Source organism: Microbacterium phycohabitans (genome assembly GCF_032464935.1).
Taxonomy (GTDB): Bacteria; Actinomycetota; Actinomycetes; order Actinomycetales; family Microbacteriaceae; genus Microbacterium; species Microbacterium phycohabitans.
In genome coordinates, this window is record NZ_JAWDIT010000001.1 from 230,111 (window position 1) to 249,247 (window position 19,137).

At 71.1% G+C, this 19,137-nt stretch carries 23 protein-coding genes and 1 riboswitch; of the genes, 8 read left to right on the forward strand and 15 right to left on the reverse strand.

Annotated features, from left to right (window positions below):
• Positions 1 to 35 precede the first annotated feature (35 nt).
• The 5 genes from RWH44_RS01070 to RWH44_RS01090 all read right to left on the reverse strand — a co-directional run bounded on the left by RWH44_RS01070 (position 36) and on the right by RWH44_RS01090 (position 3,189).
• Positions 36 to 347: a hypothetical protein gene (locus tag RWH44_RS01070; protein ID WP_316003148.1), complete on the reverse strand. Its 312-nt coding sequence runs from the start codon at positions 345 to 347 to the stop codon at positions 36 to 38.
• A gap of 145 nt (positions 348 to 492) precedes the next feature.
• Positions 493 to 1,662, reverse strand: coding sequence for an RtcB family protein (locus RWH44_RS01075; protein WP_298874844.1), 1,170 nt, complete (start codon positions 1,660 to 1,662; stop codon positions 493 to 495).
• A 369-nt stretch (positions 1,663 to 2,031) separates the two neighbouring features.
• Positions 2,032 to 2,355 carry a hypothetical protein gene (locus RWH44_RS01080; RefSeq protein ID WP_316003149.1) on the reverse strand — a complete coding sequence of 108 codons (324 nt, stop codon included), beginning with the start codon at positions 2,353 to 2,355 and terminating at the stop codon, positions 2,032 to 2,034.
• A 103-nt stretch (positions 2,356 to 2,458) separates the two neighbouring features.
• A complete protein-coding gene (locus RWH44_RS01085) occupies positions 2,459 to 2,596 on the reverse strand; it encodes a hypothetical protein (RefSeq protein ID WP_298874838.1) in 138 nt (45 codons plus the stop codon).
• A gap of 38 nt (positions 2,597 to 2,634) precedes the next feature.
• Positions 2,635 to 3,189: a MarR family winged helix-turn-helix transcriptional regulator gene (locus tag RWH44_RS01090; protein ID WP_298874835.1), complete on the reverse strand. Its 555-nt coding sequence runs from the start codon at positions 3,187 to 3,189 to the stop codon at positions 2,635 to 2,637.
• Between the two features lie 114 nt (positions 3,190 to 3,303).
• On the opposite strand from RWH44_RS01090, the gene RWH44_RS01095 reads away from it, so the two are divergent.
• The 3 genes from RWH44_RS01095 to RWH44_RS01105 all read left to right on the forward strand — a co-directional run bounded on the left by RWH44_RS01095 (position 3,304) and on the right by RWH44_RS01105 (position 4,363).
• The gene (locus tag RWH44_RS01095; RefSeq protein WP_316003150.1) at positions 3,304 to 3,681 is read left to right on the forward strand and encodes a DUF7882 family protein; all 378 of its coding nucleotides are present in this window, start codon (positions 3,304 to 3,306) and stop codon (positions 3,679 to 3,681) included.
• A 1-nt stretch (position 3,682) separates the two neighbouring features.
• On the forward strand, positions 3,683 to 4,024 hold the full coding sequence (locus RWH44_RS01100; protein ID WP_298874829.1) for a hypothetical protein: 342 nt from the start codon (positions 3,683 to 3,685) through the stop codon (positions 4,022 to 4,024).
• A 189-nt stretch (positions 4,025 to 4,213) separates the two neighbouring features.
• Positions 4,214 to 4,363: a hypothetical protein gene (locus RWH44_RS01105; RefSeq protein WP_298874826.1), complete on the forward strand. Its 150-nt coding sequence runs from the start codon at positions 4,214 to 4,216 to the stop codon at positions 4,361 to 4,363.
• Between the two features lie 62 nt (positions 4,364 to 4,425).
• Here the strand turns inward: RWH44_RS01105 and RWH44_RS01110 are convergent, their stop codons facing one another.
• From RWH44_RS01110 to RWH44_RS01130, 5 genes are all read right to left on the reverse strand, one after another.
• On the reverse strand, positions 4,426 to 5,496 hold the full coding sequence (locus RWH44_RS01110) for a spore photoproduct lyase family protein (protein WP_316003151.1): 1,071 nt from the start codon (positions 5,494 to 5,496) through the stop codon (positions 4,426 to 4,428).
• A gap of 9 nt (positions 5,497 to 5,505) precedes the next feature.
• Positions 5,506 to 6,330, reverse strand: coding sequence for a DNA-formamidopyrimidine glycosylase family protein (locus RWH44_RS01115; RefSeq protein WP_316003152.1), 825 nt, complete (start codon positions 6,328 to 6,330; stop codon positions 5,506 to 5,508).
• Positions 6,331 to 6,332: 2 nt separating this feature from the next.
• The gene (locus RWH44_RS01120; protein WP_316003153.1) at positions 6,333 to 7,814 is read right to left on the reverse strand and encodes a phytoene desaturase family protein; all 1,482 of its coding nucleotides are present in this window, start codon (positions 7,812 to 7,814) and stop codon (positions 6,333 to 6,335) included.
• A complete protein-coding gene (locus RWH44_RS01125; RefSeq protein WP_437127254.1) occupies positions 7,811 to 8,371 on the reverse strand; it encodes an SRPBCC family protein in 561 nt (186 codons plus the stop codon). The genes RWH44_RS01120 and RWH44_RS01125 overlap by 4 nt, the downstream gene beginning before the upstream one ends.
• 82 nt (positions 8,372 to 8,453) lie before the next feature.
• Positions 8,454 to 9,611: a sensor histidine kinase gene (locus RWH44_RS01130; protein WP_316003154.1), complete on the reverse strand. Its 1,158-nt coding sequence runs from the start codon at positions 9,609 to 9,611 to the stop codon at positions 8,454 to 8,456.
• Positions 9,612 to 9,739: 128 nt separating this feature from the next.
• On the opposite strand from RWH44_RS01130, the gene RWH44_RS01135 reads away from it, so the two are divergent.
• Positions 9,740 to 10,003: a hypothetical protein gene (locus RWH44_RS01135; protein ID WP_316003155.1), complete on the forward strand. Its 264-nt coding sequence runs from the start codon at positions 9,740 to 9,742 to the stop codon at positions 10,001 to 10,003.
• An 83-nt stretch (positions 10,004 to 10,086) separates the two neighbouring features.
• Here RWH44_RS01135 and RWH44_RS01140 read toward each other — a convergent pair whose 3' ends face one another.
• The 5 genes from RWH44_RS01140 to RWH44_RS01160 form a co-directional block, all read right to left on the reverse strand.
• Entirely contained in the window at positions 10,087 to 11,403 is a 1,317-nt protein-coding gene (locus RWH44_RS01140) for a hypothetical protein (protein WP_316003156.1), read from the reverse strand.
• 129 nt (positions 11,404 to 11,532) lie between these two features.
• The gene (locus tag RWH44_RS01145) at positions 11,533 to 11,856 is read right to left on the reverse strand and encodes a DMT family transporter (protein ID WP_316003157.1); all 324 of its coding nucleotides are present in this window, start codon (positions 11,854 to 11,856) and stop codon (positions 11,533 to 11,535) included.
• Positions 11,857 to 11,869: 13 nt separating this feature from the next.
• Positions 11,870 to 11,934: riboswitch (guanidine-III (ykkC-III) riboswitch) on the reverse strand.
• Positions 11,935 to 12,141: 207 nt separating this feature from the next.
• Complete coding sequence (locus RWH44_RS01150; protein WP_316003158.1) at positions 12,142 to 13,002, reverse strand: CPBP family intramembrane glutamic endopeptidase; 861 nt, start codon at positions 13,000 to 13,002, stop codon at positions 12,142 to 12,144.
• Positions 12,999 to 13,724, reverse strand: coding sequence for a tRNA (guanosine(46)-N7)-methyltransferase TrmB (trmB, locus tag RWH44_RS01155; RefSeq protein ID WP_316003159.1), 726 nt, complete (start codon positions 13,722 to 13,724; stop codon positions 12,999 to 13,001). The genes RWH44_RS01150 and trmB overlap by 4 nt, the downstream gene beginning before the upstream one ends.
• A 104-nt stretch (positions 13,725 to 13,828) precedes the next feature.
• Positions 13,829 to 14,662 (reverse strand): DUF3097 domain-containing protein, encoded by an 834-nt coding sequence (locus RWH44_RS01160; RefSeq protein ID WP_316003160.1) that lies wholly within the window; start codon positions 14,660 to 14,662, stop codon positions 13,829 to 13,831.
• A gap of 126 nt (positions 14,663 to 14,788) precedes the next feature.
• Between RWH44_RS01160 and RWH44_RS01165 the strand changes: the two genes are divergently transcribed.
• From RWH44_RS01165 to RWH44_RS01180, 4 genes are all read left to right on the forward strand, one after another.
• Positions 14,789 to 16,891 carry a TPM domain-containing protein gene (locus RWH44_RS01165; protein WP_316003161.1) on the forward strand — a complete coding sequence of 701 codons (2,103 nt, stop codon included), beginning with the start codon at positions 14,789 to 14,791 and terminating at the stop codon, positions 16,889 to 16,891.
• An 89-nt stretch (positions 16,892 to 16,980) separates the two neighbouring features.
• Entirely contained in the window at positions 16,981 to 17,736 is a 756-nt protein-coding gene (locus tag RWH44_RS01170; RefSeq protein WP_076674533.1) for a PspA/IM30 family protein, read from the forward strand.
• Between the two features lie 63 nt (positions 17,737 to 17,799).
• On the forward strand, positions 17,800 to 18,612 hold the full coding sequence (locus tag RWH44_RS01175) for an arginase family protein (protein WP_316003162.1): 813 nt from the start codon (positions 17,800 to 17,802) through the stop codon (positions 18,610 to 18,612).
• Positions 18,609 to 19,064, forward strand: coding sequence for a Fe-S oxidoreductase (locus RWH44_RS01180; RefSeq protein ID WP_316003163.1), 456 nt, complete (start codon positions 18,609 to 18,611; stop codon positions 19,062 to 19,064). Before RWH44_RS01175 ends, RWH44_RS01180 begins: the two co-directional genes overlap by 4 nt.
• Positions 19,065 to 19,137: the final 73 nt, after the last annotated feature.

Here is a 19,137-nt window from a genome sequence, read left to right on the forward strand (position 1 = left end):
GGCCCGCGCGGACGGGCCGATGCGGCGGCTGCGGCTCAGGCGAAGCGGAGGCGATCGTCGGGGTGAAGGCTGCGCAGCGGCACCGACCCGTCGAAGATCGCACGGAGGGCCCGCGGGCTGACCTCCAGCTCCGCCGACACGCGCTCCACCCCCGCACCCGACGACAGAGCGCCGCGCAACGCCGCCTCCGCGGCGTGGGCGGCCTCGGCGACGTCGTCTGCTGAACTGCGGACGAACGCGGCGAGCTGCGCCTGCGCGTGTCGGATGCTGCGGCGCTGACGTTCGCGGCCGTCCGCGGGCTCGGCGGTGGGGGCGATTCGCTGCGTGTCGGGCGACATGATCTCCACTCCGGGGGAAGCGTTCGGCTCGCGCGGCTGCGAGCACTTCTCCAGCCTTTCCGACGGCCGGGCGTCCCACATCATCCCTGAGGACGATTTCCGGGCCGTGAACGACGGATGCCACGATCGCGCGGTCGCGATCGTGGCATCCGGTTCAGTCCCCCTTCACGTTGACGATCTGGCGGAGCGTGTGACGCACGGTCACCAGGTCGGCGGCATCCGCCATCACCCGGTCGATCGGCTTGTACGCCTGCGGGATCTCGTCGATGAAGGCGTCGGTGTCGCGGTACTCGATTCCGGTCATCGCTTCACGCAGCTGCTCGTGCGTGAAGGTCTTCCGGGCGGCCGACCGGGAGTACTCCCGGCCCGCACCGTGCGGGGACGAGTTGAGGGCGACGGGGTTGCCGCGGCCCTCGACCACGTAGGAGGCGGTGCCCATCGACCCGGGGATGAGTCCGGGTCGACCGGCGTCGGCCATGATCGCGCCCTTGCGCGACACCCACACCTGCTTGCCGAAGTGCCTCTCGGACTCCGTGAAGTTGTGGTGGCAGTTGATCCGCTCCCGTTCCTCGACGGGGGTGTCGAGGAACCGACCGAGCTGGTTCGCGACCCGGTCCATCATCTCCTCGCGGTTGAGCAGGGCGAAGTGCTGGGCCCACCGCAGTTCCCGGATGTACCGCGTGAACTCGGGCGTCCCCTCGACCAGGTAGGCCAGGTCGGGGTGCGGAAGCTCGATCCACCACTGCTTCGCGAGGCGCTGCGCGACCTTGATGTGGTGCTGCGCGATGCGGTTGCCGACCCCGCGGGATCCGGAGTGCAGGAACATCCACACGTCGTCGTTCTCGTCGAGCGAGATCTCGATGAAGTGGTTGCCGCTGCCCAGCGACCCGAGCTGGTGCCGCCAATGGCCGGCGTAGGACGCGGGGTCGAACTCCGCCTTCTCGGCCAGCGCTTCGAGCTCGGTGACGCGTGGCTCGGCCGTGGCGACGATCTTCCGGTTGTCGCGACCGGCCGAGAGCGGAATGGCGCGCTCGATCTGCTGCCGCAGCTCGGCGAGCTCGCGCCCGTCCAGGTCGGAGGCGTGGAACTGCGTCTTGACGGCGATCATGCCGCAACCGATGTCGACGCCGACGGCGGCCGGCATGATCGCGCCGAGCGTCGGGATGACCGAACCGACCGTTGCACCCAAGCCCAGGTGGGCGTCGGGCATGAGGGCCAGGTGGGGGTGGATGAACGGCATGGTCGAGGAGGTACGGGCCTGCTCGATGGTCTTCTCATCGATCAGGCTCGCCCACGACACCAGTCGTTCGGTGAGCTTCTGCATGGATCCTTTCCTTCTTGTGGAGGCGAGCGCACAACGAGGTGCGGTGCTCGCGCGGGGAGTGAGCCTCAGGTACGGGCGCACTTCCCCCTCCAGGGAAAGGGAAACGCCCCGACCTGACGGTGCGGGGCGTGAGAAGACGGGTGTCTAGACGACCGGCGCCGGAGGGTACGACGAGGGGAGGAACGGCAGGTACTGCTGCTGCTTCCCCTGCTGCTCAGCGCGGCGATCGCGGTTCGCGGTCATCGTCTCGTCTTTCCTCGGCTGTCGTGCCGGTCGGCACGGACTTGCGAACATAACGGATGCCGCCGACTCGGCGCAAGAGTCGCGGCATCCATCCTTCGTCTTCACCCGGACTCCGCCGGGCGGAGGTCAGGCCTGCGTGGGTTGGTCGAAATCCCAGTCGATCGGCTCGTCGTCGTCCTCGCCGGACGTCGGCTCGACCGCGCGCAGGTGCGGCCGCGGGAACAGACGGTGATTCTTCAACTCCGCCGCTGCGTGGGCGAAGTCGGGCTCCTCGTCGTGCCAGTCCATGGGCGCGGACAACACGTCGTTGCCGACGCCGATCACCAGCTCGGCCTGCGCGACCCGCTTGTCGTCGGTGACGATGGGGATGCTGACCGCTTCGGCCTGCCCCTCCTTCGCCACCGCCGCGGTCAACTCGACGAGCGACGCGGCGACGTCGTCGGTGGTCATCACGGTCTCGCCGGCATATGTCACGCATCGCATGGGTTCCACCCTGCGGTCCCCGAATCGACGCGCGGGGTGGGTTGCCTGGACCGCGCGCGTGGGATACGCGTCAGTCCCGGCGCTGCGTGGAACGGAACATCGACTCGTCGAGCTCGAACCAGACCGCGCGGACGGTGTCGAACTCGGCGAACTGTTCCGGCTGGGGATCGGTGAGGGAGAGGCGGTAACCGCGAGGAAGATCATCCACGTGCTGTCCGTCGCGCGGGCCGCCGACGAGCACGTAGATCACGGAGAATCGACCGCCTGCTTGTCGACCGCCACGCCGTCGACGGCGTCGCTCATGCGGTGCAGGAACGCGACCACCGCCGCGGACTCCTCGGGCGTCATGTCGATGACGGCCGCGAGCATGCGGTCGTGCATGTTGCCCAGGGTCTGACGCACCTCGGCATCGGCGCGCGGCGTGGCCTGGATGAAGATGCTGCGGCGGTCGTCGGGGTTGGCGACACGCGTGATGTGGCCGGAGCGCTCGAGACGGTCGAGGATCGCCGTGGTCGACGCGGTCGAGAGCCCGAGGTATCGCGTCAGCTCGCCCGGGCGCACCCGGCGGGTGGCGTCGCGCAGCAGGTAGCGCAGGACGAGGAGCTCGTTCTCTCCCATCGACATGGAATCGCGCGTGCGCCGACGCATGGCGACCTCGGCCGCGCGATAGATGCGCAGGGCTTCGAGAACGGCTTTACTGCGTCGTCGGCGGTCGGTCGGCTCGTCGCCGTACCAGTAGGTGACTTCTTCGGTTGGTCCCGTGGTGGTGAGTCCGCGGGACGTGGTTTCGACGTCTGTCATGACACACTCCTCCCCGCTCGTGCCACGACTATACCGCGTTAAGAATAGTTAGACAAACTAGTTACTAAGCGAGTATGTTCTACACGCAGCTAATCGCTCACGAAGGGAGTTCCCATGGGCCACTTGTTCTACGGCACCGCGACCGAACCGATCCGCATCCCGGACCGCCTTCTCTCGCACCTCAAGGTCGTCATGACGACCAAGCTCCGCCGCAGCGAGAGCTTCACCCTGAGCTGGACCCACGTCGACGGCACCCCCGGCCGCTCCACCCTCTGGCTGCAGCCGGCGATCCCGCTGCGCTTCGTCTTCGACTCGGCAGAACCCGAGACCCTCGACGCATCGACGCTCAGGAGCATGGCGGACATGGCCAACTCCTCCGCGGGCCTCATCGTCGATCTGCAGGTCGAGATCCCCGAGGCGTCGTCGACCCGTGTCGCTCCCGCGCGCACCGCGGCTCCCGCCCGCCGTCGTTCCTTCTCGGTCGCCGCCTGACATGAGCGCTCCCGTCATCCCCGCTCCCCCGACGCCGACCTCGGCCCGCGTTTTGTGGGCGAAAGTCGACACCGGCTTCTGGGTCGCCCATCGCGGCGGCGAGTACGACGGCTGCGTCGACGCGGTCGCCGGTGGATTCGTGTCGCGCGACGCGCACGGCGTCCCGATCGGCCGCTACGACAGCCTCGACGCCGCGAAAGCATCCCTGCGGTCGACGACGCATCCCGCGAACGCGTGGCGCCGACACAAGCTGGAGCGTGCCTCGTTGATCGCCGCGACCTCCGTCGGGGGCACCGCGCTCGCGTTCGCCCTCACCGCGGGCGCCCTGGCGCCCCTGCTGTGAACGACGTGACCGACGTCGAGCTGCGCGACGCCGCCGACGATTTCGAGGACGCCGCGAGCGCGGAGTTCGCCGCCCGGTACGGCGTCACGCCGCTCTGACCGTCGACACGGCGCGGTGACCCTCGTCGACCCCCTGGACGCCGCACCGTCGACGTGAGATCGTCGCCGTCCACCAATGGATGGAGACCCCATGACGATCGACAACGGACGAACGGATGACGCTCCCGACGAGCAGTCGAACGGCTCCGGCAGCGAGTCCCCCGAAGAGGGCGCCGCAGCGCAGCGCGACGCCGACGAGGCCGCGACGACGGACGGCTCCCCCACGGGCGACATCGGCTGAGTGCACGACGACGGCCGACGCGGCTCCCTCTCGGGACGGCGTCGGCCGTTTCGTCTGCCCGGTCAGAACGCGTAGCGCACCCGGCAGTACGGCAGCTTCCGGGCGATGAGTTCGGTGAGCGTCGCGACGCTCTGCGCCTTGAGCGGATGCCGATAGCGCACGTTCACCGCACCGTTCTGCGATCGCTTCTCCTCCTGCACGGACGGCGTCCACAACAGCTCCTCGCCCTTGGGGTGCCACCCGAGGTTGACCTCGTGCAAGCCCCCGTTGTGGGTCAGGAAGATCACCTCGCACGCGAGCTGGGCCTTGGCGCGCGGATGCAGGGCCGCATCGAGCTGGTCGAAGAGCTCGCTCCAGTCCGCGAGCCATGTCGGCGTGAGGATGACCGGCGAGAAATTGACGTGCACCTCGAATCCGGCGTCGACGAAGTCGTTGATCGCGGCGATACGCTCCGCCATCGGCGAGGTGCGGAGATCGGTGACCCGCGCGGTGCCGGCCGGCATGAGCGAGAACCGGATGCGGGTGCGACCCGCCGGGTCCCACTCGAGCAGATCGCGGTTCACGAACTTCGTCGCGAACGACGCCTTCGCCGTCGGTGTCATGCGGAACAGGTCGCACACGTCGCGGACGTTCTCGCTGATGAGCGCATCGACCGAGCAGTCGCCGTTCTCGCCGATGTCGTACACCCAGGCGTCGGGATCGCACTGATTGGGCTCGGTCTTGGGCCCTCTCGCCGCGATGTGGCGCGCGAGGTGTCGGGTGGTCTGATCGATGTTCGCGAACACGGTGATCGGGTTGCTGTAACCCTTGCGGCGGGGCACGTAGCAGTAGGCGCACGCCATCGCGCAGCCGTTGGAGAGCGAGGGGGCGATGAAGTCGGCGGAGCGGCCGTTCACGCGCGTGGCGACGCTCTTCTTCACCCCCAGCACGAGGGCCTCGGTCTTGATGCGCACCCAGCGGGCGACGTTGGTCTCATCGCCGTGAACCTCGGGGATCTGCCAATGCGAGGCGATCGGAACGATGTCGGCGTCGGGCCAGCGCGCGACGATCTCCCGCCCGCGCTCGAGCTCGAGGGCGGCGTCCTCCGCGTAGATGCGCGTGACGCGCAGCAGGTTCTCCCGTTCGACGGCCATCGTCCCGTTCTACCCCGGGGTTCCGACATCGCCGCCCGTCGGCATCGGCTGGCACCGCGGACACCACCACGTGCGGCGTCGCTCCGGGTCGTTCGCCACCTCGTCGCGCACCCGGATGCGCGTTCCGCACCGCAGACACGGACGCCCCGCGCGGCCGACCACCCAGTGCGACGCGCCTCGGCGACGATCCCCGGTGGTGACCTGGTACATCCCCGCCACCGTCGCCGACACGCGCAGGCACCGCGCGGCGAGCGCCACCAGGGCGTCGAGGTCGGTCGCCCCGATCGGAGCGAAGGGATGGATGCCGCGCAGGAACGCGAGCTCGTTCACCCACAGGTTGCCGAGCCCGGCCATCCGGCGCTGGTCGAGCAGCGTCGCCACGAAGGGACGATCGGGGCGCGCGGCCAACCGACGCACCGCCTCGGCGGCATCCCAGTCCTCGCGGAGCGGATCGGGACCGAGGTGTCCGACGACGTCGCGTTCGCGCGCGGTCGGCACGAGCTCGACGACCGGCAGATCGAGCCCCCATACGTCGCGGCCGTCGTCGAGCCGCAGGCGCACGCGGGCCTTCTCTCGGACCGCGGTCGGCAGGGACCTCCCGGGCCTGGTGATGGTCCACGACCCCTGCATGCGCAGGTGCGTGTGCAGCGTGTCGCCGCCGTCGAATCGCGTGAGCAGGTGCTTGCCGTGCGTGTCGTAGCCGACGATCGTACGGCCGGCGAGGGACAGACCGGCGGCGTTGCCGGCACGCAGCTCCCCCTCGGCCACGTGAGCACCCGTCGTCGCCGCCGCCAACCGTTGACGGAGGCGGAAGACGCTGTCGCCCTCCGGCACGGTTAGCGCGCCGCGGGGATGAGCTGATCGCCGCGCGGGGCGAGATCGGGGCGCAGGCGCGTTCCGAACTCGTGGCGAAGGGCGCTCAACGCGGCCTGCCACCCGGCCAGGCCGTGGACTCCGGGCCCCGGGCTCGTCGATGAGGAGCACAGGTAGACGCCCGTCATCGGGGTGCGCCAGGGGTCGGGGCTGTAGACCGGCCGACCGAGCAGCTGGGTGAGGGTGGGGGCTCCCGCGGAGATGTCGCCGCCCGGGAAGTTGGGGTTCCACGCCGCGATGTCGACCGCGGTGCGCGAGCTCGACGCGAGCACCGTGTCGCGGAAGCCGGGCGCGAAACGCTCGATCTGCCGCACGACCGCCTGCTCGCGATCGGCGGGGCTGCCGGACGGGACGTGGGTGTACGCCCAGAGCACGTGCTTGCCCTCGGGCGCGCGGGTGGGGTCGAACAGCGTCGGCTGCGCGGCCAGGACGTAGGGCGCATCGGGGAGCTCTCCCCGCGCCACGGCGTTCTCGGCGTCGGCGATCTCGGCCCGTGTGCCGCCGAGGTGGACGGTCCCGGAGCGGGCGACGTCGAGGGCGGCCCACGGCACCGGCTCGCTCAGCGCGAAATCGACCTTCGCCACTCCCCCGCCGTAGCGGAACCGTTGCAGCGCTCGACGGTACGCCACCGGCATCCGGTCTCCGGCGAGGCGGATGAGGGCTCGCGGCGTGGTGTCGAGGAGCACGGCGCGCGCCGGGGGGAGCTCGTCGAGCGAGGTCACCTCGACACCGGCGTGCAGCACGCCGCCGTGGGCCCGGATGTCGGCGATCATCGCGTCGGCGATGGACTGGCTGCCGCCGACCGGGATCGGCCATCCGCGACCGTGCCCGTAAGTGGCCAGCACGAGACCCGCCCCACCGGCCGCGAGACTCGGCTGGTGCAGGATCGTGTGGGCGGAGACGCCCGTCATCATGCTCGGCACGACCTCATCGCGGAACCGCGCGTTCCACCACGGACCGCCCTGCTCGAGGGCCCGGATGCCGAAGAAGAACGCCGCGAGCGGATCGCCGGGGATGCGCAGCAGCGCGTTCCCGGTGAAGTCGGCGACGCCGCGCAGGTGATCGACGAGCGGGCGCATCAGCCGCTCGTAGGCGGGACCGTCCACGCCCAGGCCGTCGGCCGCGCGCGCGAGATCGCGGAACGCCAGGGCGGCGCGGCCTCCGTCGAGAGGGTGGGCGTACGAGACCTCGGGCACGACGAACGGCACTCGGCGGTCGAGCCCGAACTCGCGGAAGAACCACGACTCGAGGGCGAGAGGATGCACCGCCGAGCCCACGTCGTGGTGGAAACCCGGGAGGGTCAGTTCGGCGGTGGACGCCGCTCCGCCGAACGTCGGCGACTTCTCGTAGACCGCGACCGACAGCCCGGCGCGCGCGAGGGTGACCGCGGCGGCCAGGCCGTTGGGACCGGAGCCGACGATGATCGCGTCGTACTGCTCGCTCATCGCTGGATCGGCTCCTTTTCGGCGGTGGATTCGCGCCCGACCGCCGCGGCTCCGCCGTCGGTGCCGGGAGCGCCGCCCTCGGCGAGGTAGGCGAGACGGTGCAGCGTCTCGGCGTTGCGCCAGCGGGTGATGGCGTCGAAGACGGTGTCGGGGAGAAGCCGGGCGGGTCCGGTGACGGGCTCCTCCTGGATGCGCACGACGCACCCCGCTCCTCGCCTCTTGACGTCGATCGCGACGCGCGCGACACCGATCGGACCGCCGTGCGGTTCGAGGACGGCGCGATGAGGCGGATCCCAGACACGCATGACCGTGATGTCGTTCGTCACCAGGGGCCACGACCCGAACGAGTGGTGCAGTGTCGCGCCCTCGGCGGGCCACGACTCCCCCACGTCGCGCATGCGCGAGGTCCCCACCACCCACAGCGGATAGAGCCAGCCGTTCGCGAGCACCCGGAACACGTCTTCCGGGGTGCAGTGCAGCAGACGGACGTTGCGGGCCATGGATCGCTCCTCATCGTCGTCGCGGAACGGGCGGATGCCGGGGAGGGTGTCCGACAACGCTCAGGCTACGACCCGCCCTCGACATCGGTCGCGGTGGTTGCGCCTCGGCGCGGTGGCCGATATCGAGACCGCCGTCGGCTCACGCGGCCGCGGGCAGGACGAACCACGCCCGCGTCCCGCCGGCCGGGGAGGCGTCGAGGCCGATCGTCCCGCCGTGCGCCTCGACGATGCGTCGACACGTCGCCAGACCGATGCCGATGCCCTGCACGTCGGCGCCGTGCCCGCGCTGCATGGGCTCGAAGACGCGCTCGCGCAACTCCACCGGCACCGTGTCGCCGTTGTCGTCGACGCTGATCCGCCAGCCGTCGGGCAGTGTCTCGACGCTCACGCGGACGTCGGGCACCTTCTCGGCCGCGACGGTGAACTTGACGGCGTTCGCGATGAGGTTCTGCAGCAGAACGCGCAGCAGGGTGTCATCGCCCCGGACGAACGTCGAGGCCTCCACCGTGACTTCGGCGCCCGTGCGGACGAGTGCACCGTCGAGGTCTTCGAGCACGGCATCGACGGTCTCGGCCACGTCGACCCGCGTGATGTGGGGGCGGGCACCGCCCATCCGCGCGAAATCGAGCAGGTCGGTGACCATCGAGGTCATCCGGCCGGCCGCCGCCTCGGCGCGGGCGAGCGACTGCGCCGCGCGGGGAGCGCCGGCCATCTCCGGACTGTCCGCGGCGAGCTCGAGGAAGCCCGTGAGCGCCGTGAGCGGGTTGCGCAGGTCATGGCTGACCTGCGTGGCGAAGCTCTCCAACTGCTCGTTCGACTCGAGGAGGTCGCGCTGGACGCGGCGCAGCTCCAGCACGTCGATCACCTGGTGGGCGAGCAGGTCGAGCGCGCGGCTGCTGGCATCCGAGAGCTCCCCCACCTCGTCGTCGAAGACGCAGAGCGTGCCGATCGCCACACCCGAGGGCGTGATGAGCGGGCTCGATGCGTAGAAACGCACGTTCGCGATCTCTCCCGTGACGAACGCGTTCTGCGCGAAGCGGCCATCGAGCCGGGCGTCGGGGACCACGACGCGACCCGGCTGGGAGATGACCGCCGCGCACATGGAGTCCTCGCGCTCGCAGGACGCCGCCTGGATGCCGACCGCGGCGACCTGATGCTGCATGCGGTCGTCGATGATGTTGATGACCGCGGTGGGCACGCCGCACACGGTCGCGGCGAGCTCGACGAGTCCCTGGAGGTCGGGCTCGGACGGCTCGCCCACGAGACGGTACTGAGCGATCGCGTCTCGCCTGGTCACATCGTGCGCAGTCGACACGGCATCCCCCTGGTGGTCTCGCCGACGAGCCTAGCGGCTGCCGGCTACACCGAGACGGCCGGGAGAGGAAGGGGCTCGCATGCGCTGGCCGTTCGGCGCAGAGTCGCCCCATGAGCACTCCGGCCTTCCCCCAGACTCCGTCCGAGCCCACCACACCGACCCCCGCCGAGCCGACCACGCCGGCGCCGTCCGAGCCGACCGTCCCCCTCCCGCCCGAGACGCAGCCCGCCCCGGCGGGCGAGGCCGGATCCGACGCGGCCGGTGCGTTCGCGCAGGAGCCCGACGAGGCCATCGGCTCGGCCGACACCGTCGCCGACAACGAGGTCGAGCAGGCCGTGGTCGACGCGGTTGACCCGGGCGGTAGCCCCGACTGACCCCGCTGAGACGAACGAAGGGGGTGGCGCCGAACCGGCACCGCCCCCTTCGCACAGTCAGGCTCCGTCGCCCCGAGCACGGATCACGGGTTGCCGCGCGTCCACAGCAGGAGGATCGCGACGGCCTGCAGCACGAGGCATCCGACGAGGATGGCGGTCCGCCGGCGCGGCGTCGAAGACCACCGCTCATCGCCCATGAGCGGCGCCATGGGCATGAGCAGGCGGAACGTGCTCTGCTGCGGGAGGAACACCGCGAAGATGTAGACGCCGTAGCTGAACCCGTACGCGACGACCATGAGGCCGAGCTTGCGGACGGGACGCGACCACATCAGTGCGAGGAAGGCCACGATCAGCGCGATCACGAGCACGATGCCCACGACGCCCAGGTGCGTGCCGGCCTGACGGAACCACGGGGTGAACGGCGTGAACTCGTCGTTGCCGACGTAGTCGAGCCACCATCCGAGCTCGGTGCGGATGTAGGCGTTGTGCGTGCCCGTGACGAACTGGGCGATGTGGTTCCACGACAGGCCCGCGACCGCGATGACCAGACCGGATGCCATCAGCGACGCCCACTCGCGCACCGGGAACGGGTCGACACGGCGGCGGAAGAAACGCACGAGGAAGACGATGCCCAGGGCCAGGCCGAGCGCCAAGACGCCCGGACGCGTGTACGCCGTGATCAGCCCGATGGGCAGGATCCAGAGATAGCGCCGCTTGATCGCCAGCAGCATGCCGGCGAACATCAGCAGCATGAACAGGCCCTCGCTGTAGCCGATCACGAAGAGGAACGACATCGGCGCGAAGGAGAAGAACACCACCGCCCACCAGGCGGGCTGGGGCTTGGTGACGGTGCGCAGCAGGACGAAGAGCAGCCACGTGGCACCGAGGCTCGCCCCGAGGCTGAGCAGAACGGCGACGGGCTGCCACCCGAGACCCGTCGCCCCCGAGATCACCCGCACCATCGTGGGGAACACCGGCAGGAACGCCCAGTTGTTGGGGAGGATGTCTCCCGAGACGTTCATCGGCAGCGACATCGGGTAGCCCTGCGCCGCGATCTGGCCGTAGCGATCGGCATCCCAGCCCGTGAGGTAGTCGAAGAACGTGCCGAGGCGCTCGCTGTCGGGCCCGAAGCCCCAGCGTGCGGCCTTGGCGATCGAGTAGAAGCCCCAAAGGAGGCCGAAGTTCACGGTGCGGGCGATCGCCCACAGGATCAGGACGCGGGTGAAGGCCCCGCGTTCGATGGGGACGATGCCCTCGGGCGTGCGCAGCACATCGCTGCCGTACTGCCGCAACGCGCGCCCGATCCGCGAATCGCGGAGGCGATCGAGGCGTCGCGACGGACGCCCGATGACCCTCGACGGTTGGGTCGGGGTGACAAGCTCGCTCGGCGGTGCGCTCACTCGGAACCTTTCACAGGGGAGGCTGAGGGCGAGTGACGACGGTGTCTGGCCCGGGGAAGTGCAGTGAGGCCAGATGGTACCGGATGAAACTGACCGTTCACTACCGTTGACTTCCAGGGAAATCCCTGGTCAGTGGGTGTCGCCCACGAGTTTCAGGCCGATCACGCAGCCGACCAGGCCGAGCACCAGGAGCACCTTCACCACCGAGATCGCCTCGGTGCCGGTGATCATGGCGACGACGACCGTGAGCGCGGCTCCGATGCCGACCCAGACCGCGTAGGCCGTGCCGGTGGGGATCTCGCGCATCGCGACGGCGAGTCCCCCCATGGATGCCACGAGGGCCACACCGAAGATCACGCTCGGCCAGAGCTTGGTGAAGCCCTCCGATCGACCGAGGGCGGTGGCCCAGACGGCCTCGAGGACGCCGGAGAGGATGAGGATGATCCACGACATGACGGTGCAGCTCCTTGGCCAGTCTTGTCGCTGTCCGGGTACTGATCCCTCGTCCGGGGACGCGGTGGGCGTCCGGTGTCCAGGGTAGCGACCGCGCCTGTGCAGTGCCCGTGCAGTCGATCCGCTGCCGCTCCCGCTCCCGCGCCCGCGCCCGCGATAAACGCTCTCCCTGCCGAGACACGCCGTCACGCCGCGTGTCTCGCACGCATCGGCGTTTATCGCGGACCACGCGGAGCACCCGGACGTCGAGGGGAAGCGAGACACTGGACACCGTGGCATCCGGGATCAGATCAGGAAGATGGATGCCGCGCCGGGATTGTGGGCGTGGACGAGCACGCCGAAGACGACGGCGTCGAACAGCAGGTGCACTGTCACGATGTACCAGAGCGAGCGCGTCTTCAGGAACAGGAACCCCTGCACGATCGCGAACGGGATCGTGAGGAAGGGGCCCCAGGCCTGGTAGCCGAGCTCCCACAGGAACGACACGAAGACCACGGCCTGGAGGAGGTTCGCGGTGAGGTCGGGGAGGTGTCGCCGCAGCAGCACGAAGACCGTGCAGATGAAGAAGAGCTCGTCCCAGATGCCGACCGCGCCGACGCCGACGAACAGGCGCGCGATGAGATCGGGAGTGGTCACGGCGGGCCAGTTCAGGTAGACGCCGCTGGTGATGAAGTAGAACGGCAGGATCAGGTAGCCCAGCACGATGACCCCGCCGAGCCACGCCCACTGCCACCACGTCCACCGTCCGCCGCCGCGCCAGGGGAAGCGGATCGCGTGATCGCGGTAGACGAAGCGCGAGACGACGTAGGGCACCACCACCGCCCCACCGAGGGCGAGGGTGAAGCGCACGAAGGCGGCGTCGTCGAGCTCGGCGTGCAGCGGGATGAGGCTGACGATGAACTGGCCGATCGCGATCAGCGACACGTCGCGCGCGATGCTCGGCTCCTCGCCGCGCGCGAGGGCCACGCCGTTGCGACGGTCGACGAGAACGGCGGATGCCACGGCGAGAGCGAGCAGGATCCAGCCGAGCCACACGATCTGCGCGACGAACAGCGCCGGGGCGGCGAGGCACACCGCGAGCGCCGGAACGAGCTTCGGCGTCCACGTGGAACGCTCGCGGACCGGCACCGCGGTGTGCGCGGTCACGGCGAGACCCGCGTGTAGGTCAGGTCGCGGATGTCGCGGCCCACGCGCAGGCCCTTGCGCTCGAACGCGGTGAGGACGCGACCCTCGAAGCGGTCGGCCCACTCCCCCGCGAAGGCCCGATCGAAGCCCGGGGCGTCGTCGAGCACGTCGCGCATCTGATCGGCGTAGTCCTGCCAGTCGGTCGCCAGACGCAGGGTGCCGCCCGGACGCAGGGCCAGCGCGGCGATCCGCGCGAAGTCGGGGGCGACGAGACGGCGCTTGGTGTGCTTGTTCTTGTGCCAGGGGTCGGGGAAGAACACCCACAGCTCGTCGACGGATGCCGCCGGCAGCAGGTGCTCGAGCGCCTCGGGCGCGTTGGCCTCGACGAGGCGCAGGTTCTTCACGCCCTCGCGGTCGGCATCGAGCATGGTCCGGGCGAGACCCGCGGTGAAGACCTCGACGGCGAGGAAGTCCGTGTCGGGGTCGGCGGACGCGGCCGACACGATCTGGTGGCCCTGGCCGGAGCCGATCTCCACGACCAACCGGCCACGGCGACCGTAGACCTGCTCGAGGTCGACGGCGGTCCCCGCCCTGACGCTGGTCGCGGCCGCGGCCCGCTCGACGGGGAGCAGGTAGAACGGCGAGAGCTCGGCCCACGCGCGGTCCTGGGCCTCCGACATGCGGCCGCTGCGGCGCACGAACGACACCGGCTTGTCGCGGAACACGGGGGCGGCGGCATCCATGTCATCCAGGCTATCCGCCGCGTGACTCGCCATCATTCGTCGCTTCTCCGCCGCGGAAGCGACGGATTCCGACGACTCGCGCGAGAGCGCGCGCTTGCGGCCGCTCACGGGACGGTCACGAAATCGATGAGCTCCTCGACGCGGCCGAGCAGGGCCGGCTCGAGGTCGCGGAACGTGGTGACCTTCGACAGGATGTGCTGCCACGCCCGCGCGGTGTCGGCCTGCTCCTCGGCGGGCCAGCCGAGGGCTCGGCACACGCCCACCTTCCACTCGATGCCGCGCGGCACCTCGGGCCACGCGGCGATGCCGAGGGCGCGCGGGGTCACGCACTGCCAGACGTCGACGAACGGGTGGCCCACGATGCGCACGTGCGCGCCGTGGCGGCCGCGCGCGATCTTCTCGGCGATGCGCGATTCCTTGGAGTTCGGCACGAGGTGGTCCACCAGCACGCCGTAGCGTCGCTCGGCCGTGGGGGGCTCGGCATCCAGTCTCTCTTCGAGCAGGTCGACGCCCTCGAGGAACTCGACCACGACGCCCTCGGCGCGCAGGTCTGCACCCCAGACCTTCTCGACGAGCTCGGCGTCGTGCTTGCCCTCGACGAAGATGCGGCTGGCGCGAGCGGTGCGGGCGCGCTGGTCGGCGACCGCGAAGGACCCGGATGCCGTGCGCGTGCGCCCCGTGGGGGCCGCAGTCGGAGCGGTGAGCACCACCGGCTTGCCCTCGACGAGGAACCCGCCGCCGAGGGGGAACAGCCGGCGCTTGCCGAAGCGGTCTTCGAGCTCGACGTTCATGCCGTCGATGCGGGTCACCGCGCCGACGTACCCGTCGCCGGCGACCTCGACCACCAGATCGGCGGCGGCCGCGACCTGGGCGGGCTTGACCCGCCCGGCGTCGCGCCAGCCGCGCGCGAGCACGTCGGTGCCGTAGCGATCGTCCATGGTGCTGTACCTCCGAGCGTTCGAGCCTAGGCGTCGCGCCGGTGCGCCGAGAGCGGACGCGCCGCTCCTACCCCGGTGTCGGTGGTCGTTTATAGGGTGGATCCGTTGCGCACCGAAGGGGGATGCATGCGGATGCCGAGAGTGGCGCGGGCGGTCGTCGCCGTCTTCCTGGCGATCGTCGCGGTCCTGGGGACGCCGCTGGCCGCGGCCGCGGTCCCCCCGCCGTCGCTCGGCTCGAGCTACGTCGTCGATCGCATCGACGCGCTCACCGACGCGCAGGAGGCCGAGGTGCAGTCGCGCCTGGTGACGTTGTCGCAGCAGACCGGCCTCGATCTGTGGGTCGTCTACGTCGACGCCTTCACCGACCCCTCCGATGCGCAGGACTGGGCGAACGACACGGCCAACCAGAACAAGCTCGGCCCGCATCAGTACGTCCTCGCGATCGCGATCGACGGCGACACCTTCTCGTTCTACCTCTCCGGCGACGTCGACGACGGGGAGCTGTCGGCCGCGCAGCTGTCGTCCATCGAGCAGGATCGCATCCAGCCGGCGCTCGAGGCCGGCGACGACGCGGGCGCCGCGATCGCCGCCGCCGACGGCATCCGCACCGCGCACGCGCAGGCCGGGGGCAACCTGCCCGTCCCTCCGCCGACGCCGGCGACCGACAGCGGTCCCGCCCTCGGACCGATCGTCCTCGTCGCGGTGCTCCTGCTGGCCATCGCGGGCGTGCTCCTGTGGCTGTTCTTCCGACGCCGGAGGGCGACGGCGACCGCGACGGCGCCCGCGGAGAACGTCGACGACCTCGCCCGGCGCGCAGGCTCCGCGCTCGTCGCCACCGACGACGCCATCAGGACCAGCGAGCAGGAGCTCGGGTTCGCGCGCGCCCAGTTCGGTGACGACGCCGCTGCCCCCTTCGCCGATGCCCTCGCGCAGGCCAAGGCCGACCTCGACCGGGCCTTCGCCCTGCAGCAGCAGCTCGACGACGACGTGGCCGAGACCCCCGAGCAGCGACGAGACGGCTACACCGAGATCCTGCGCCTGTGCCAGGCGGCCGACGAGGCCCTGGATGCCAAGGCCGCGGCCTTCGACGAGCTCCGCGCCCTCGAAGCCGACGCTCCCGCCGCGTTGCGGACGGCGCGCACCCGACGGGAGACCGTCGCCGCAGCGCTGGCCGCCGCGGACGACGACCTCCAGCGACTGCGCTCCCGCTACGCCGGCGACGAGCTGAGCCCCGTCGCCGACAATCCCGCCCAGGCCCGATCGCGTCTGGATCTCGCCGCGGCGCAGGAGGCGGAGGCCGAAGCCGCGCTGTCGGCCGGGCGCACCGGCGAAGCGGCCGTCGCCATCCGTGCGGCCCAGACCGCCGTCGCCCAGGCGGACACGCTCGAACAGGCGATCGCCACGCTCGGCTCGACCCTCGACGCCGCAGCGCAGCGTGCGGGTGCCCTCGTCGCCGAGATCGAAGGCGATCTGGCCGCCGCCGCGAGCCTGCCCGATCCCGACGGACGGGTCGCCGCCGCGATCGCGTCGACGCGCGCGCAGCTCGACGCCGCGCGTGCGCTCCTCTCGGCCGAGCGTCCGAGCCCCCTGCGTACCGTCGACGTGCTCCAGCAGGCGAACGCGACCATCGACGGCGTGCTGGACGCGGCCCGCGACGCCGAGGAGCGCCGCCGACGCGCCGAAGGGCAGCTCGACACCGTGCTCGCCCAGGCCCGCGCCCAGGTGACCGCGACCGAGGACTTCATCGCGGCGCGCCGAGGCGCCGTGGGGCCGACGGCCCGCACCCGTCTGGCCGAGGCGGGAGCCGCGCTGGTGCAGGCCGAGCAGCTCCGGGCGAGCGATCCAACCACGGCGTTGACCACGGCGCAGCGCGCGGCGCAGCTGGCCGGCGACGCCGCCTCGCTGGCGCAGAACGACGTCGGATCGTTCGGCGGCGGCGCGGGAGGCGGCGGCGGAGACCTCATGGGCGCGATCCTCGGCGGTATCGCCATCAACGCGCTCTCCGGCGGCGGACGACGCCGTGGCGGCTTCGGGGGTGGCGGTCTCGGCCCGCTCGGCGGGCTGGGCGGCCTCGGCGGACTCAGCGGCGGCGGGTTCGGCGGGCGCTCGCGATCGGGCGGCGGCGGCGGGTTCTCGGGCGGCGGCCGGTCGCGAAGCGGTGGCGGTCGCGGGTTCTCGAGCGGCGGCGGTCGCAGCCGCGCCGGGGGCGGAGGAGGCCGACGTCGCTGACCCCCTCGCGGCGCAGCGCCCGATCACAGAGAATTCGTAGCATTCGACACCAGACTCGACATCGTCGCCCTCAGGAAGGAACACCCCGCATGGCCAAGCAGTCCATCTTCGGTCGCATCTCGACCCTCGTCCGCGCGAACATCAACGCGCTCCTCGATCAGGCCGAGGATCCGCAGAAGATGATCGACCAGCTCGTGCGCGACTACTCGAACTCCATCGCCGACGCCGAGTCCGCCATCGCCGAGACCATCGGCAACCTGCGCCTGCTCGAGCGCGACCACCAGGAAGACGTCCAGGCCGCGGCCGAGTGGGGCAACAAGGCCCTCGCCGCGAGCCGCAAGGGCGACGAGCTGCGCGCGGCGGGCAATGTCGGCGAGGCCGACAAGTTCGACAACCTCGCCAAGATCGCCCTGCAGCGTCAGATCACGGCCGAGGGCGAGGCCAAGGCCGCCGCTCCCACGATCGCCGCGCAGACCGAGGTCGTCGACAAGCTCAAAGACGGCCTGAACGGCATGAAGACCAAGCTCGATCAGCTCAAGGCGAAGCGCAACGAGCTCACCGCCCGCGCCAAGGTCGCCGAGGCGCAGAACAAGGTGCACGACGCCGTCAAGTCGATCGACGTGCTCGACCCGACCAGCGAGCTCGGGCGCTTCGAAGACAAGATCCGCCGCGAAGAGGCCCTCGCGGCCGGCAAGCAGGAGCTGGCCGCCTCGAGCATCGACGCGCAGTTCAACGCTCTCGAAGACGTGGGTGAGCTGACCGAGGTCGAGGCACGCCTGGCCGCCCTGAAGGTCGGCGGCCCGCAGCGCGCGGCGATCGACGCCCCCAGTCCCGACCAGCTCTGATCGACTCCGAGCGCGCCGTCCGAGCACCGGGCGGCGCGCTCCCCTCTCCCGTCGAGGACACCCATGGCCCGATTCATCGTCGCCCCGCAGTGGCAGGGCTCGTCGTCGTCGCGCGCGATGCAGCTGATCGACGGGGCCGAGGCGATCGCGGGTGATCTCCCGCGCGGCTCGACGACGGTCCTCGATGCAGTGACCGAGGCCGGCGACGCGCAGGGCACGCGCGTGCACCGGCTCAGCGCCCTCGTGCGCATGCGCGAGCGCATCGAAGACGCCGTCCGCGGTGCAGACGGACCCGCGGTCGTGATCGGAGGCGACTGCGGAGTCGCCCTGGGCGCCGTGGCGGCCGTGGCGGGCGACGACCTCGCCGTGGTGTGGATCGACGCCCACGCCGACCTCAACACCCCCGACTCCTCCCCCAGCGGAGCGTTCCACGGCATGGTGCTGCGCGCCATCGCGGGCGAAGGAGAGTCACCGCACCGCCTCGAACCCGGGATCTCCCCCTCCCGCCTCGTCCTCGCCGGCACCCGCTCTCTCGATGCCGAGGAGCAGCGCTTCATCGACGAGCACGCCGTCCCGGTCATCGCTCCGGCCGACCTCGCCGACCCCGACGCCCTCGCCGACGCGGTCATCGCGACCGGTGCCGCGCGAGTCCACGTGCACATCGACCTCGACGTGCTCGACCCGGCGGAGATGACGGGGGTCGCCCTGCCCGAGCCTTTCGGGGCGCGCGCGGCCGACGTCGTGGCATCCGTCCGCCGTCTGCGCGAGCGCCTGCCACTCGCCGGGGCCACTCTGACCGAGTTCTCCCCGTCCAGTCCCGCGGCTGCCGTCGACGACCTGGGCACCATCCTCCGACTGATCGGTGCGCTCGCATGAGCCCCCTCCCCCGCCCGCCGGCCGGGTGGCGCGAGCGCGCCGAGCGCGCCGTCGCTCGCGGTCGCCGGCTCGACCGGTTCATCCCCGGCGTGCTGCTCGACTCCCCGATCAGCCGCGTCGGCTATTGGTACGGATGCACCGTGGGGTGGGTCTGGGGCTCGATCTGGAGCACCGGGCGGATCGAGAAGCGCCACGGCCTGTGGGTGTTCCGCGGCCTGCCCGCGTGGGCGTTCCCCCGCGGGGGCGTCTGCGTCGGCGGCTGCTTCCTGACCGGCGACGACACGCCCACCGACGCCGTCCTCGGGCACGAGGCCGTGCACCGGCGGCAGTGGCGACGCTACGGCTTCCTCATGCCCGTTCTGTACGCCCTCGCGGGGCGTGATCCGCTGCGCAACCGCTTCGAGATCGAGGCCGGGCTCATCGAGGGCAACTACGTGCCCCGCGGGAGCTGACTCGGCGCGCGACTGATCCCCCGCGACTCACCCCGCGCGGCCGCGTCCGTGACCGTTTCGCACGTCCATGACG

Coding starts and splice junctions, on each gene's coding strand:
- RWH44_RS01080 (WP_316003149.1), bottom strand. CDS start 2,355: ATGACCACCGACGACGTCGCCGCGTCGCTCGTCGAGTTGACCGCGGCG.
- RWH44_RS01165 (WP_316003161.1), top strand. CDS start 14,789: ATGCGGATGCCGAGAGTGGCGCGGGCGGTCGTCGCCGTCTTCCTGGCG.
- RWH44_RS01075 (WP_298874844.1), bottom strand. CDS start 1,662: ATGCAGAAGCTCACCGAACGACTGGTGTCGTGGGCGAGCCTGATCGAT.
- RWH44_RS01145 (WP_316003157.1), bottom strand. CDS start 11,856: ATGTCGTGGATCATCCTCATCCTCTCCGGCGTCCTCGAGGCCGTCTGG.
- RWH44_RS01135 (WP_316003155.1), top strand. CDS start 9,740: ATGAGCACTCCGGCCTTCCCCCAGACTCCGTCCGAGCCCACCACACCG.
- RWH44_RS01120 (WP_316003153.1), bottom strand. CDS start 7,814: ATGAGCGAGCAGTACGACGCGATCATCGTCGGCTCCGGTCCCAACGGC.
- RWH44_RS01170 (WP_076674533.1), top strand. CDS start 16,981: ATGGCCAAGCAGTCCATCTTCGGTCGCATCTCGACCCTCGTCCGCGCG.
- RWH44_RS01160 (WP_316003160.1), bottom strand. CDS start 14,662: ATGGACGATCGCTACGGCACCGACGTGCTCGCGCGCGGCTGGCGCGAC.
- RWH44_RS01180 (WP_316003163.1), top strand. CDS start 18,609: ATGAGCCCCCTCCCCCGCCCGCCGGCCGGGTGGCGCGAGCGCGCCGAG.
- RWH44_RS01090 (WP_298874835.1), bottom strand. CDS start 3,189: ATGACAGACGTCGAAACCACGTCCCGCGGACTCACCACCACGGGACCA.
- RWH44_RS01100 (WP_298874829.1), top strand. CDS start 3,683: ATGAGCGCTCCCGTCATCCCCGCTCCCCCGACGCCGACCTCGGCCCGC.
- RWH44_RS01175 (WP_316003162.1), top strand. CDS start 17,800: ATGGCCCGATTCATCGTCGCCCCGCAGTGGCAGGGCTCGTCGTCGTCG.
- RWH44_RS01095 (WP_316003150.1), top strand. CDS start 3,304: ATGGGCCACTTGTTCTACGGCACCGCGACCGAACCGATCCGCATCCCG.
- RWH44_RS01110 (WP_316003151.1), bottom strand. CDS start 5,496: ATGGCCGTCGAACGGGAGAACCTGCTGCGCGTCACGCGCATCTACGCG.
- RWH44_RS01105 (WP_298874826.1), top strand. CDS start 4,214: ATGACGATCGACAACGGACGAACGGATGACGCTCCCGACGAGCAGTCG.
- trmB (WP_316003159.1), bottom strand. CDS start 13,724: ATGGATGCCGCCGCCCCCGTGTTCCGCGACAAGCCGGTGTCGTTCGTG.